Origin of the sequence: Hymenobacter puniceus, assembly GCF_014333525.1 — a bacterium.
Taxonomy (GTDB): domain Bacteria; phylum Bacteroidota; class Bacteroidia; order Cytophagales; family Hymenobacteraceae; genus Hymenobacter.
The window spans coordinates 227469-241412 of record NZ_JACSCX010000004.1 but is presented as its reverse complement, the minus strand read 5'-3'; the positions used below and the strand labels follow the sequence as shown (position 1 = coordinate 241412).

Genomic DNA, 13944 nt, shown 5'->3' with positions numbered 1-13944 from the left:
CTTGCCGCTGTGCGGCAAAACGGAGTGCTACTCCGCTCTACAGCTATACCTTAAACCCCATGCGCTTGGGGCGCTGGCTTTCGAAGTACTGCACGGCCATACGGTAGCTTTCCAGCTTAAAGCCGCTGATGCTGCCGACGCAGTGCTTGCCCAGCAAGCTGCGCTGCCGGAATTCCTCGCGGGCGTGCAGGTTGCTCAGGTGCACTTCCACCACGGGCGTATTGATGGCGGCCACGGCATCGGCCAGGGCTACGCTGGTGTGGGTGTAGCCGCCGGCATTGAGCACAATGCCGTGGTAGGTGTAGCCCACTTCGTGCAGCTTGTCGAGCAGCTCGCCCTCGTGGTTGCTTTGGAAATACTCCAGCTGCAATTCCGGGAAGGCGGCGCGCAGCTCGGGTAAGTAGTCGTCGAAAGAGCGGGTGCCGTAGATGCCCGGCTCGCGGCGGCCCAGCAGGTTGAGGTTGGGGCCGTTGAGAATGAGAAGCTGCATGTGTGGGGCTTAGGGAATGGGGCCTGGGGCTTAGGCTCAGTGAGGCGGGGGCACTGACTGATTAATTGGCGACGGCAAATTACGCTTCGTTAAACTTGCGACCACAAAACAATATTCGCGGCTATACTGCCCGGCCATTCACGCGGCCTAAGCCCCAGGCCCTATTCCCTAAGCCCCACACATGTCCACTTGGCCCATAACCCTCCGTCAGTTCGAAGGCTACCTGCAACTGGAGAAGTCCTTGTCGGGCAACTCGGTGGAGGCGTATGTGCGCGACGCCAGCAAGCTGCGCCACTTCCTGGAAATCCGGCACCTGCCCAATTCGCCCAAGGAAGTGACGACGGCGCTTCTGCGCGAATTTCTGGCTTACCTGGGTGAGCTGGGGCTGAGCGCCACCTCGCAGGCCCGGATTCTGTCCGGAATTAAGGCCTTCTTCAGTTTCATGATCATGGAAGACCTGCTCACACACGACCCCACCGACACGCTGGAAGCGCCCAAAACCGGCCGCAAGCTGCCCGATACGCTTAGCTACGACGAGATTGTGCAACTGCTGGACGGCATCGATTTGAGCACGCCGGAAGGCACCCGCAACCGGGCCATGCTGGAAGTGCTGTACTCCTCGGGCCTGCGCGTGAGTGAGCTGACGGGTTTGCGCCTCTCCAACGTGTACGCCGACCAAGGCTTCGTGCGCGTGACGGGCAAAGGCAATAAGGAGCGGCTGGTGCCCATCGGGCGCGATGCGCTGAAGCACCTTGGCTTGTATTTGCAAGGTATCCGCTGCCACCTCGACATTAAGCCGGGCCACGAGGACTTCGTGTTTCTCAACAAGCGTGGCGCCAGCCTGTCGCGCGTCACAGTATTCACGGTCATCAAAGCCGCCGCCGACAAGGCCGGGGTGCGCAAAAGCATCAGCCCGCACACCTTCCGGCATTCCTTTGCCACGCACCTCATCGAGGGCGGCGCCGATTTGCGGGCCGTGCAGGAAATGCTGGGCCACGAGAGCATTACAACCACCGAAATCTACACCCACCTCGACCGGGACTACCTGCGGCAGGTGATTACTACTTTCCACCCACGCAGCTAAGGCAGGCCTGATATGGCTGCTTACGTAAGGCCGCGCTGGCAATCGTGCAGCCAGTCTTCCGCTTCGTGGGCAGACTCAAACAGTTGAAGCTCAGTACCGGCCTTACGGGTCCAGCCAGTATCCAGGTCACCGACATTGGCGCTGGCTCCCGGCTGCATAACGTGGGCTACGCAGCGGGGCGGCTGGGTATCCGTGCTTTCCCATACATAGCGCAGCCACGTCAGCGAGTCAAACCAAGGATTGAGCACTTGGCTGTTATCGTTGAGAAATAGCGGCGCCATTGGGCTGCTAAGCAGGCTCAAATGCGGCACAATGCTCTGGAGCGCCTGTTGTGGATTTACGAACCCATGCCAGGTAGCCCGCAGCCAATGGTTGCGGGCGTCGTATTCAACCTGGCAGAATGATTGTTTCTCGGAGGCAGATGGCGAAGTAATAGTCATAGGACAATGCGGGCAGGAGTGGATTCAATCCTAGCTAAGCATTGCAATTGGTGTGGTCGGAGAGATTAAGGCGCGGCAGGGTATTTTTGCAGCAAACGCTCTACTTGTGCCTGTATTAAATCAACCTGGTTCGTTGCGGTTTTCGCCGTTGGTGCTGGCACTGCTTGGTTTGCTGCTATTTCTGCTTCCATACGGCATTCTGCGGGCCCACAGTTACATTACCATTGATGATAATCTGGATGCGGAATTGAATATTCCTTATCTGCTTGTGCGTCAGGGAGTCGCGCTCGACTACCGCCCGGCAGCAACAGTGTCGGCCATTATGAATGGCTTGCCACGCAATGCCCTGCGCCCCGGACTGAGCGTGACCATCGGCCTGTTTGCCCTGTTTACGCCGTGGGCGGCCTACCTGATCCAACAGGCACTGGTGCGGCTGCTGGGGCTGCTGGCTATGTATGCGCTGCTGCGGCAGGAACTGCTGCCCGAGCGCCGGCAGCGCCACTTGGCGGCCGGGGTGGCGCTGGCCTGGGCGTTGCTGCCGCTCTATTCTATATATGGGTTGTCGGTGATAGGGCAGCCGGCGCTGCTGCTGGCCTTTCTGGCGGCGCGGCGCGGTGCGGCGCGGTGGTGGCACTGGCTGCTGATTGCGGCTTTTCCGCTGTGGTCGATGTTTGTGTTTGTGGGGCCGTTTGCGCTGGCGGCGCTGGGCGGACTGTGGCTGCGCGACTGGTGGCACCTGCGCCGACCCAATTGGCTTTTTCTGGGTGGGCTGGTGCTGCTACTGGCGGTGTATCTGGTAGTGGAGTGGCCGCTGTTCTACTCATTGCTGGTAGCCAAGCAGTTCGTGCCGCACCGCGTGGAGTTCGATATGGGCCAGATTACGCCGCTGGGGTGGAAAGCCGGTTTGCGCAGTGTCGGTCAGTACTTTCTGTTCGGGCAATACCACGCCAGCCGGTTTTTGCGGGTGGCAGTGCTGCTGGCCGTGGGGGCCGCCGTGGTACTGGCCCCGGCCAGGCAGCGGTGGCCCCGGGCCCGGCAGCTGGGTGGCTGGCTATTGGCGCTGGGGGCGCTGGCCGTATTCAGCGGTTTCTATCCGCAGCTGGTGGCCTGGGGCCAGTCGCGCCTGCCAATTCTGGGGGTATTCAACTTCGGGCGGCTGCATTTTCTGGCGCCGCTGCTGTGGTTCTGGGTGCTGGCGCTGGCGTTGCGCTACCTCAGTGGCCGTTGGCGGCTGGCCGTGGTGGGTTTGCAGCTGCTGATTGGGCTAAGTATGAATTCGGAGTGGATTAACAACCTGCGCGAGCTGGCTGGCCGCCCAAACCCGCACGAACCGAACTACACCGCCTACGTCGCGCCGGCACTGTTTCAGCAGGTGCAGCAAGCCATCCGGCAGCAAGCCGGCCTGGAGCCCGCGCAGTACCGTGTGGCCAGCCTGGGTTTGCCGCCGGCTGTGGCGCAGCTCAATAATTTCTACACCCTCGATTCCTACCAGAACAACTACCCGCTGCCCTACAAGCACCGTTTTCGGCCAATCATAGCCGGTGAGCTTACCAAAAATGACACGCTACGCCGCTACTTCGACGATTGGGGCAACCGGTGCTACCTGTTTTCCAGTGAGCTGGGCAAGGATTTCCGGGTAGGCGCGTTTCAGCAGCGCACCGTGCAGGATTTCGCCTTCGATGCCGCCACTTTCCGGCAGTTGGGCGGGCGCTACGTGCTGTCGGCGGCGCAACTGGCCACGCCGGCCCGTAGCGGGCTGCAGCTGGCCGGCGAGTTCCGGCAGCCCGGTGCCTACTGGCATATCTGGCTGTACAAGGTGATGAGGTGATGAAGTAAACGGTGACAAGTTGAACGTCATTCCGAGCATGTTGCGCTTGGAGTAAGGACGAGGAATCTCGCGTGCTGATGTTGCACCACGACGAGACAATATCAGCACGTGAAATGCTTCGGCGGCTCCTCTGCATGACGTTCAACCTGTCACCACTCACTTCATCACCTCATCACTTCATCACCTCATAAATCCACCAACAATTGCCTAGATTTGGCCCTTTGGCGCGTGAGAATGGCAAAAAATACCTACAAGCAAGACGCAACACCCCCCAGCCGCGGCAACGAGCCCCGGCCAACCCGTGCCCCGCAGCCCCGTCCGGCCGCGCCGGAGCCGGGTGCACCCCGTGAAAACCGGCGGGCCGCGGAACCTAAAGCCGCGCCGAAAGCGCCACGGAAGCCGCTGAAATTACCGTCAATCAAGTTGGGTGCTGTTTTCGGCTTCCTGCGCGACCGGCGGTTTCAACTGTTTCTGGGCTTCTTCTTCCTGCTGGCTTCACTCTATCTGACGTTCGCCTTCTTCTCGTTCCTGTTCACCGGCCACGCCGACCAGAGCGTAGTAGAAGGCCTCGACCACACCCCGGTGAAAGAAGCCGGCCAACAGTCGGGCAACTGGCTGGGGCTGGTGGGCGCTTTTGCGGCGCAACTCCTGATTTACAAGGGCTTCGGTGTGGCCGCCTTCGCCCTGATTCCGATTGTTTTCTTCCTGGGCTACAAGATTGTGTTCCGGCGTGCCGGCGTGTCGGTGAGCTATGTGCTGGCGCTGTGCCTGTTTATTATGGGCTGGCTGAGCGTGCTGCTGGGCTACGTAGTGCTCACCATGCAGGCCCCCGACGCCGACCCCAACCTGGGCTACCGCCTCGACTTCCTGAGCGGCGGCATCGGCTACGAAGCGGCCGTCTGGCTCGACAGTCTCATCGGCTGGGGCTCCGTGCTGCTGCTGGCTTTCCTGCTGATTTCCTTTGTGGTTTTCTTCTTCAACGTTACGTCCATCACGCTGCCGCGCTTCGGGGCAGAAGGGGAGGAGCAAGACGCAGAGCCAGCCACTTCAGCAGCGTCCTCCGGTAACCGTCCGGCCTACGCTGCTGCCAGTGCATATACTGATGATGAGGCTGAAGAAAATGAGCCTGATCTGGGCTTTGTAGTACGCGACACCCGCCCAGCTGCTCCACAGCCCGCGGCCGCCCTGGCTGACGACGAGCAGGACGATGAAGACGCCTACACCACGCCCGACGCGCCCATCGTGACGACTGGTTCGGTGGCTTCCCCAGTTTTCCAGATAACTCCCAACGTCGCACCGGTTGCTGCTGCTGCCGGTGCGGTAGCCCTGACTACTGCGGCCGGTACTGCCGTGCCCATGAGCGTGGCGGCCGCCGGCACAGTGGTTGGCGCAGCCAGCGCAGCCGCTTCCATGGCGGCGGGTGGTGCTGCCGCCACCCCGAAAGGCCCCAGCTTCTCCATTGAAGCCCCTGCCGATCCGGAACCGATAACCGTGGAGCCTTCGCGGGTGCCAACGCCACTTTCCCTGGCTGATCTGGCCGACGATAACACACCACTGCCGCCGAGCAGCGAAAAACCTGCGCTGCCGACGCCTGCGCCCGCCTTGCAGATTGAGGCGAAGCCCGGCGAACTGGACCCAGCTGCTGGCGCCGATATGGCCCGCATTGCCGATGACGATGAGGACATGGAAACCATGCCCGCCGTCAACTACGACCCTACGCTGGACCTCTCGCGCTACCTCTATCCCACTCTGGAGCTGCTCAACGACTACGGAGTAGCCAAAGCGCAGGTAACCAAAGAAGAGTTGGAAGCTAACAAGGACCGCATTGTGGAGACGCTGGGGCACTACGGCATCAACATTGCCAGCATCAAAGCCACCATCGGCCCCACGGTCACGCTCTATGAAATCGTGCCCGACGCTGGAGTGCGCATCTCCAAAATCAAGAGCCTGGAAGACGATATTGCCCTGAGCCTCGCGGCATTGGGCATCCGTATTATTGCTCCTATTCCAGGCAAGGGCACGATTGGTATTGAGGTGCCGAACACCAAGAAGGAGATGGTGAGCATTCGGTCGGTTTTCGCCACCGAGAAGTTCGCCAACACCGAAATGGACCTGCCAATTGCCTTCGGCCGCACCATTACCAACGAGGTATTCGTCGTCGATCTGGCCAAGATGCCCCACTTGCTGATGGCCGGTGCCACCGGCCAGGGCAAATCGGTAGGCTTGAATGTGATACTGGCCTCGCTGCTGTATAAGCGCCATCCGGCCACGCTCAAGTTTGTGCTCGTCGACCCTAAGAAGGTGGAATTGAGCATCTTCAACAAGATTGAGCGCCACTTCCTGGCCAAGCTGCCCGACACCGAGGAAGCCATCATTACTGATACCAAAAAGGTGGTGAACACGCTCAACTCGTTGTGCATGGAGATGGACAAGCGCTACGACTTACTGAAGGACGCCGGCTGCCGCAACCTGAAAGAGTACAACCGCAAGTTCATTGAGCGCCGGCTGAACCCAAAGAAGGGCCACCGCTTCATGCCCTTCATCGTGCTGGTGATTGACGAGCTGGCCGACCTGATGATGACGGCCGGTAAAGAGGTGGAGACGCCTATTGCCCGCCTGGCCCAACTGGCCCGCGCCATCGGTATCCACCTGATTGTGGCCACTCAGCGCCCGTCCGTAAACGTTATTACGGGCATCATCAAGGCCAACTTCCCCTGCCGAATTTCCTTTAAGGTGACCAGCAAAATCGACTCCCGCACCATCCTCGACGCCGGCGGCGCCGACCAGCTGGTGGGCCAGGGCGACATGCTGATTTCGCAGGGCTCCGACATCATTCGGGTGCAGTGCGCCTTCATCGACACGCCGGAAGTAGACCGCCTCTGCGACTACATCGGGGAGCAGCAGGGCTATCCGGATGCTTACTTGCTACCGGAAGTGGTGGGTGAAAGCGGCGGCGGCAGCGGCGACTTGGAAGACATGGATCCCGCGCAGCGCGACTCGATGTTTGAAGAGGCAGCCCGTGTCATTGTCACGCACCAGCAGGGCAGCACCTCGCTGCTACAGCGCCGCCTGAAGCTCGGCTACAACCGGGCAGGCCGCCTCATCGACCAGCTGGAGCACGCCGGCATCGTGGGGCCGTTTGAGGGCAGTAAGGCCCGTGAAGTATTAATCCCGGACGAGTACAGTTTGGAACAGTTGTTGAATACGCTGCCCAAGTAAGCACCGACTGCTGTTTTGCGCCGAGCCAGGGAGGATTTGCCACTTCTTTTGGTTTAGATTTAAACAAAGTGGCCTGCTACACGTCTCTGTACTCAACCTACCGAATCACCACCTTTTTGCAATGAAAAAATATCTCGCCCTGCTTGCTCTGTCCGTGTCGCTTCTGCCGGCCGCTTCGGCGCAGCAGGACCCCAAAGCCGGCAAGATTCTCGACCAGATGAGTGCCAAGTACCAGGCTATGAAAGCGTTCCGGGCTAACTTCACCCAGACGCTGGAAAATGATGCCACCAAGGTCAAGGAAAACATGAGCGGCGACATTCTGGTAAGCGGCCAGAAGTTCCGCCTGAAAATCAGCGGCCAGGAAGTCATCAACAATGGACAGACCGTGTGGACCTACATGAAGTCGGAAAACGAAGTCAACATCTCGGACTTTGAAGCCGACGAGCAGGAGATTTCGCCTTCGCAGATTTACACGCTCTATAAGAAGGGCTACAAGTACTCCTACGTGCAGGAAGCCAAGGAAAACGGTGAGGCAGTCGATGTTATTGAGCTGTCGCCGGAAGACCGTAACAACCCCGTTTTCAAGGTGCGCCTGAAAGTGAGCAAAGTAGATAAGTCGGTGAAAAGCTGGCAGATGTTCAAGAAAAACGGCAACCGCTACACCTTCAAGATCAACAAGTTCACGCCGAACGTACCGGTTGATGCCACTACCTTCAACTTCGACAAAGCCAAATACAAAGGCGTGAAGGTTATCGACCTGCGCTAACTGACCTGCGCCACTCGGCGCTGCCAGTTTTGGCCGGCCCGCTTCCTTCTGGGAGGCGGGCCGGTTTGGTTTCGGCGGTATCTGTACATGGTGCCCGGCTGATGGCGTGTGCTTTCCCAGTATCTTGCCCGTCCGTAAATTATAGGTGGCGCTATGCAAGAAGATTTCCTCCATTACGTCTGGCAGCATCAGTATTTCGATAAAACCGACTTGTGCAGCACCGATGGCCAGCCGATAACCGTGCTGCGCCCCGGCATGCGCAACCCCGATGCCGGCCCGGATTTCCTGAACGCTCGTCTGCAACTAGGTGAAGTGGAGTGGAACGGGGCCGTGGAAATCCATCTGCGCGCTTCTGATTGGCACCGCCACCAGCACCAGCACGACCCCAAATACGACCAAGTGGTGCTGCACGTAGTTTACGACGCCGACCAGCCTGTGCACCGCCTAGATGGTAGCGACGTGCCCGCCTTGCCGCTGGCGTCGCGCATTGCGCCCGAGCTACTGGCTACGTATGAAAAGCTGCTAACCAATGCTGATGCTGTTGATGTGCTGCCGTGTGCGGCGCTGCTGAGCACGGTGCCCACCGTAACGCGCATGAGCATGGTGGAACGGGCCCTACTGGAGCGGGTAGAGCAGAAAGCCAGCGTAGTGGAAGAACTGCACCAGCGCCTGGGGCAGGACTGGGAAGCCACCGCTTACCACGCGCTGGCGGCAGCGTTCGGCTTTCAAAAGAACAGTGAGCCGTTGGCCCGCTTGGCAAAGGCCCTGCCGCTGAGCATTGTGCGCCGCCACCGCCACGACGCCCGGCAGCTGGAGGCGCTGCTGTTTGGGCAGGCAGGCTTTCTAATGGAAACTGATGCTACGCGCCTCGATGCTTATCTGGCCGGCTTGCGGCAGGAGTTTGCGTTTCTGCAGCACAAATACAGCTTACACGGCACCGCGCTGGAAGCGCACGAGTGGAACTTTCTGCGGCTGCGGCCCGCCAACTTCGCGCCAGTGCGGCTGGCACAGCTAGCCGCGGTGCTGCACGCCCGCCCCGCGCTGTTCGACGCCCTGCTTACGGCCACCGACGTGCGCACGCTCACGCAGTTCTTCCAGGCCCCAACTTCTGACTACTGGCGGCAGCACTTCCGGCCCGGCGTGCCCGGCAAAGTGCCCGCGCTGGGCAAAAGCAGCATTCAGGTGCTGATAACCAACGTAGTGGTGCCGTTGCGGGTAGCGTATGCCCGCCACGTAGGCCAGCCAGAGCTTGTGGAAAGCGCAGTAGCGCTGCTCAACGAACTACCCGCCGAGCACAACCACATTACCGACAACTACGCCGCCCAAGGCTTCGGCCACCGTAGCGCCGCCGACTCGCAGGGACTGCTGGCATTGCACCGCGGCTACTGTACGCCACGCCGCTGCCTGCACTGCGCCATCGGCAGCCGGATTCTGCAACGAACCCCCGCTGCTTCGTGAAACTGCTACTGGCTGTTGTGCTCAATGCTGGCTTGGCGCTGCTGTTCTGGCGCTGGCTGCGGCCCCGGCTGGCGGAGGCCGGCCTGGGCCGCTGGCTGCTGCCGCTGCTGGGTTTAAAGCTGCTGGCCTGGGCGGCCGCCAGCTGGCGCCCAAGCGCCGACTCACGCCACATGCAGATTTTTGGCAATGCTCTCACGCGTCAGTTGTGGGAAAGCCCGGCAGCCTGGTTGCACACGGCGCTCGACAACGAGTTTCATTTTCACGACTGGCACGTGGTTTTTCACGGTTTCTCCAACACGTTCTTCATGTATAAGGTCGTGTCGGTGCTGAACCTGGCGGCGTTGGGTAGCTTGTGGCTTTCGGGCTTATATACCAGCCTGTTCTGTTTTGTGGGCGGCTGGGAGTTGGCTCGCACGGTGCGCCGGCTATTCCCGGATACGCCGGCCGGAGCGGTGCTGGTGGGCTTTCTGCTGTGGCCCAGCGTGTTGTTCTGGACGGCGGGCCTCACCAAGGAAAGTGTGCTGGTGGGCAGCGGCGCAGCGCTGGTGGTGCTGGTGCTGCAATGGTTGTATGGCAGCGACAAGCTGCGCCCGTGGCACTGGCTGGCCATGTTGGCGCTGGCGGCGCTGCACTTCGAGGCCCGGTTCTTCTTTGCCGGGTTGCTGCTGGCGGCGCTGGCCGGGCTGGCCGCCATCCGCACGGGGCAATGGCTGGGTGGGCTGCGCCGCCGCTGGGGGCAGGTGCTGCTGCTGGCGCTGCTGCTAACTGGCGGCGCATATGTGGTAGGGCAGGTGAGTCCCGTATTCACCATGAACCGCTTCACCAGCCGCCTGCTCACCAACTACCGCGAACTGTACGCTAAATCGGCCGGCCGGCCCCGCCTTGAATATCCTGACCTGCGGCCCACTGGCGAGAGTCTGCTGGCGCACACTCCCGTAGCCATTGGGGCCACGCTGGTGCGGCCCTGGCCCTGGGAAGGCGGCGGAGCGCTCTACCTAGCGGCAGGACTCGAAAACCTGGTGCTGCTGGCGGTGCTGTTGTGGGCCGGCTGGCAAACGCTGCGGGGCCGGCCGGGCCGGCTGCCATTTGCGCTGGTGCTGGTGCTGCTGCTGTACTGCGTGCTGCTGGCCGCACTGCTGGGGCTAAGCAGCCCCAACCTGGGCACGCTCAGCCGCTACCGGGTGGCGCTGCTGCCGTATTTGCTGTGGCTGGTGCTGCAGCACGACGGGGCTGCCCGCTGGCTGCGCCGGCTCGGAATGTAGCGGCCGGCAGGAAAAGCCGACGGCGTCTGCTTCGTGGCACCGAACGAATCCGTAAATTTGCGGTTTGCAACCCTGCCGGCCCACCTGGGCCGCATTTCGCTTCGCATGGAAAATCCTGTAATTATACTTGGTGCCCAAACCGTGGGCATCACCGCTCTCGACGCTTTTCTCTCCAATGAGGTGGTGGTTTATTGCCTCCTCGACGACAATGCGGCGCTGCAGAACACCGAACTGCTCGATGTGCCTGTGATGGGCAACACCGACGACAAAGAACTGCTGAAGCTGCTGGGCAAGAAGTGCGAGGTATTCGTGGCCACCGAGGACACCGCCAGCCGCCGCAGCCTCACCAGCATGCTCCACGATGAGTACCAGGCCGTGCCGGTTAATGCTATTCACCAGCGGGCCAGTGTGTCGCCGCATGCCTGGCTGGGGCACGGCAACCTGGTGGGGGCCAACGCCGTGGTATCCGGCACCGCCAAAGTGGGCAACGGCTGCCTGATCGGGCCCAACGCCGTGCTGGATGCCCGCGCCGATCTGGGCGACTACGCCCAGTTAGGGGCAGGCGCCATCCTCAATGCCGATGTGGTGGTGGGCGAGCAGGCCTTTATTGGGGCCGGTGCCGTTATCGTGGCCGGCGTCAAGATTGGCAATAAGGCTCGTGTGGGCGCTGGCTCGGTGGTGGTAGCCGATGTGCCGGCCAACCAAACCGTGTTCGGCAACCCCGCTGTTAAGGTTTAATTAGTAATTAGCAATTGAGAATTAGTAATTGGCTGATTGCAAGTACAAGGCTGATAATTCTTAATTGCTAATTCTTAATTACTAATTGAAATATGTACCACGTTCTGCTTTATTACTGCTACGCGCCCATCGAAAACCCGGAGCAATTTCGGGAGCAGCACCATCGGCTGTGCTTGCGCCTCAACCTGCGGGGCCGCATCATTGTGGCGCCCGAGGGCCTGAACGGTACCGTGTCGGGCACCGTAGCCGACTGCGCCGAATACATGCGGGAGGTGAAGGCCGATCCGCGGTTCGCGGCGCTGGAGTTCAAGATCGAAGACGCTCCGGCGCACACTTTCCAGAAGCTGCACGTGCGCGTGAAGCCAGAAATCGTGCACGTGGGTTTGCCCCACATCAAGCCCTACGAGCGCACTGGCATTCACCTCTCGCCCCAGGAATTCAAGAATCTGAAGGACCAGGACGACGTAGTGGTGCTCGACGTACGCTCCGACTACGAGCACGAGCTGGGCCGCTTTAAGAATGCCGTGACGCTGGACATCGTAAACTTCCGCGAGTTTCCGGATAAGGTGGCTGAGCTGGAGCAGTACAAGGGCAAAAAAGTGCTGACCTATTGCACCGGCGGCATCAAGTGCGAAAAGGCCTCGGCCTTCCTGCTGGAGCAAGGCTTCGAGAATGTGTACCAGTTGCACGGCGGCATTATCAAGTACGGTCTGGAGGCTGGCGGCGAGGATTTCGACGGTAAGTGCTACGTGTTTGATGGCCGGGTGGCAGTAGACGTAAACAGTGTCAACCCCACCGTCATCAGCCAGTGCCATCATTGCCACACCTCCTCCGACCGGATGGTGAACTGTGCTAACCCGCACTGCAACGCCCACGTGCCGCTCTGCGAAGCCTGCGGCCAGCAGTTGGAAGGCGCCTGCTCACCGGCCTGTCAGGAGCACCCCGCCAAGCGCCCGTACGATGGCACCGGCACCTACCCCAAAATCAGCAACCACTACCGCCCCGAGCAGGGCCTGATTTCGTATCGGGCGCCTGCAAAATAGTATGTTACAGAGGTTCTTCGTTCCAAGCGGAGCGAGGAATCTCATCAGTGTGCTAGTAGCTCGTCTTGCTGATTTTGTCGAAGAAGATCTAGCGCAAGGGTAATTATTTACTTTGACGGCAGAGATGCTACGGCAAGCGCAGCATGACGGTCTGGTATTTCAAAATCTTCTTTCCGCCTAACTCTCCCACCCATGCCCATTCCCGATTCCGAGCTGATTTTCAATAAAGACGGCAGCATTTATCACCTCAACCTGCAGCCCGACCATATTTCTGATACCATCATCACTGTTGGCGACCCTGAGCGGGTGCCAATGGTGAGCCAGCATTTCGATTCGATTGAGACCATCATCAGCAAGCGCGAGTTCGTGACCCACGTGGGCTACTACAAGGGCAAGCGGCTGGCCGTCATCAGCACCGGCATGGGCACCGACAACATCGATATTCTGCTCAATGAGCTGGATGCGCTGGTCAACATCGACTTCGTGACCCGGGAGCCGCGGCCGCTGGAAGAGCGGATTGCCCTGCGCATTGTGCGGGTGGGCACCAGCGGTGCCCTGCAGGCGGATATTCCGATTGGCTCACATCTGGTTTCAGAACACGCCGTGGGCCTCGACTCGCTGATGCAGTTCTATCCGCTGGTGGAAACCGGGCTGGAAGTGGAAGTAGGAAGAGGGGTGCAGCAGGCGCTGGGCCTCGACTACCGCCCGTATTGCGTGCGCGGCAACGATTTGCTGCGCGAACAGTTGGGTGCCGGTATGGTGGTTGGTAATACGCTTACGTGCCCAGGCTTCTACGGCCCGCAAGGCCGCGTGCTGCGCCTGGATTTGCGCATTCCTAATCTGATTGAGCAGTTCCAGAACTTCCGCTACGAAAGCGCAGAGGGCGAATTCCGCCTCACCAACTTCGAGATGGAAACGGCCGGCTACTACGCGCTGGGCCGTTTGCTGGGCCACGACGTAGTGTCGCTGAATGCCATCGTGGCCAACCGCGCTACCGGTGAGTTTGCTACCAATTCTGAGCAGGTTATCGGCGACTTGATCCAGAAAACTCTAGACCGCCTCTAATCACGGATTCGCACGGATTTTTCACGGAGTACGCGGATTTTGTAGGCGGTTTACGTTCAGATGAAAAGAAAAAGAGGCTTGCCAGTTGGCAGGCCTCTTTTTCTTTTCTAGAAGTAGGTTTTCTAGAAGTAGGGAGGTTGGCTGACTTCGTGCCGCCTACAAAATCCGTGTACTCCGTGAAAAATCCGTGCGAATCCGTGATTAATAGAAGTCAAAGCCCAGCACGGCACGGAGCGGCAGTGTGATGCCGGATTTCAGGGTCAGGTAGTCCTGGTGAGTGGCCCAGATAGTGGTGTATACGCGTTTTATGGCGCCGTCAGCAGTTTTGAAATATACATCCAGCTTGCCCTGATAGTTGTTGCCAAGGCTGGTAGCACGCTCAGCATCGTGGCGGCGCTGCCGGATAGCGGCCGGATCGGTCAGGACATCTTCCGGCGAGAAGTGCAAGCTGGGAATCAGGCTTTTGTCGATAACCTCGGCAGTGGCAACGAGTAGTTCCAGAGACATGGCAGTAGGAGCTAAAAGAGTGGAACAAAGTCTGGCAAGCCGGC

The 13944-nt window shown here is 60.0% G+C and carries 12 protein-coding genes; 9 read left to right on the top strand and 3 right to left on the bottom strand.

Translation table 11 applies throughout. From position 1 onward, the window contains the following. Window positions 1-43 precede the first annotated feature (43 nt). Entirely contained in the window at window positions 44-490 is a 447-nt protein-coding gene (aroQ, locus tag H8B14_RS13305; protein ID WP_187316129.1) for a type II 3-dehydroquinate dehydratase, read from the bottom strand. Between the two features lie 181 nt (window positions 491-671). Between aroQ and xerD the strand changes: the two genes are divergently transcribed. Continuing rightward, window positions 672-1574, top strand: coding sequence for a site-specific tyrosine recombinase XerD (xerD, locus tag H8B14_RS13300; protein ID WP_187316128.1), 903 nt, complete (start codon window positions 672-674; stop codon window positions 1572-1574). Window positions 1575-1594: 20 nt separating this feature from the next. On the opposite strand, the gene H8B14_RS13295 is transcribed toward xerD, so the two are convergent. Then, window positions 1595-2014 carry a hypothetical protein gene (locus tag H8B14_RS13295; protein ID WP_187316127.1) on the bottom strand — a complete coding sequence of 140 codons (420 nt, stop codon included), beginning with the start codon at window positions 2012-2014 and terminating at the stop codon, window positions 1595-1597. A gap of 106 nt (window positions 2015-2120) precedes the next feature. Between H8B14_RS13295 and H8B14_RS13290 the strand changes: the two genes are divergently transcribed. The 8 genes from H8B14_RS13290 to H8B14_RS13255 all read left to right on the top strand — a co-directional run bounded on the left by H8B14_RS13290 (window position 2121) and on the right by H8B14_RS13255 (window position 13393). Then, entirely contained in the window at window positions 2121-3842 is a 1722-nt protein-coding gene (locus H8B14_RS13290; RefSeq protein ID WP_187316126.1) for a DUF6044 family protein, read from the top strand. A gap of 423 nt (window positions 3843-4265) precedes the next feature. Beyond that, a complete protein-coding gene (locus H8B14_RS13285) occupies window positions 4266-7061 on the top strand; it encodes an FtsK/SpoIIIE family DNA translocase (RefSeq protein WP_187316125.1) in 2796 nt (931 codons plus the stop codon). A gap of 121 nt (window positions 7062-7182) precedes the next feature. Further along, complete coding sequence (locus tag H8B14_RS13280) at window positions 7183-7827, top strand: LolA family protein (protein WP_187316124.1); 645 nt, start codon at window positions 7183-7185, stop codon at window positions 7825-7827. Between the two features lie 153 nt (window positions 7828-7980). Continuing rightward, a complete protein-coding gene (locus H8B14_RS13275) occupies window positions 7981-9285 on the top strand; it encodes a DUF2851 family protein (RefSeq protein WP_187316123.1) in 1305 nt (434 codons plus the stop codon). Next, window positions 9282-10547 carry a hypothetical protein gene (locus H8B14_RS13270; RefSeq protein WP_187316122.1) on the top strand — a complete coding sequence of 422 codons (1266 nt, stop codon included), beginning with the start codon at window positions 9282-9284 and terminating at the stop codon, window positions 10545-10547. The genes H8B14_RS13275 and H8B14_RS13270 overlap by 4 nt, the downstream gene beginning before the upstream one ends. 105 nt (window positions 10548-10652) lie before the next feature. Further along, window positions 10653-11285: a NeuD/PglB/VioB family sugar acetyltransferase gene (locus tag H8B14_RS13265; RefSeq protein ID WP_187316121.1), complete on the top strand. Its 633-nt coding sequence runs from the start codon at window positions 10653-10655 to the stop codon at window positions 11283-11285. 92 nt (window positions 11286-11377) lie between these two features. Further along, window positions 11378-12328 (top strand): oxygen-dependent tRNA uridine(34) hydroxylase TrhO, encoded by a 951-nt coding sequence (gene trhO / locus H8B14_RS13260; RefSeq protein WP_187316120.1) that lies wholly within the window; start codon window positions 11378-11380, stop codon window positions 12326-12328. A gap of 192 nt (window positions 12329-12520) precedes the next feature. Continuing rightward, window positions 12521-13393 (top strand): nucleoside phosphorylase, encoded by an 873-nt coding sequence (locus tag H8B14_RS13255; protein WP_187316119.1) that lies wholly within the window; start codon window positions 12521-12523, stop codon window positions 13391-13393. Window positions 13394-13594: 201 nt separating this feature from the next. Here the strand turns inward: H8B14_RS13255 and H8B14_RS13250 are convergent, their stop codons facing one another. Continuing rightward, window positions 13595-13900, bottom strand: a complete 306-nt coding sequence (locus tag H8B14_RS13250; protein WP_187316118.1) for a hypothetical protein — start codon at window positions 13898-13900, stop codon at window positions 13595-13597. Window positions 13901-13944: the final 44 nt, after the last annotated feature.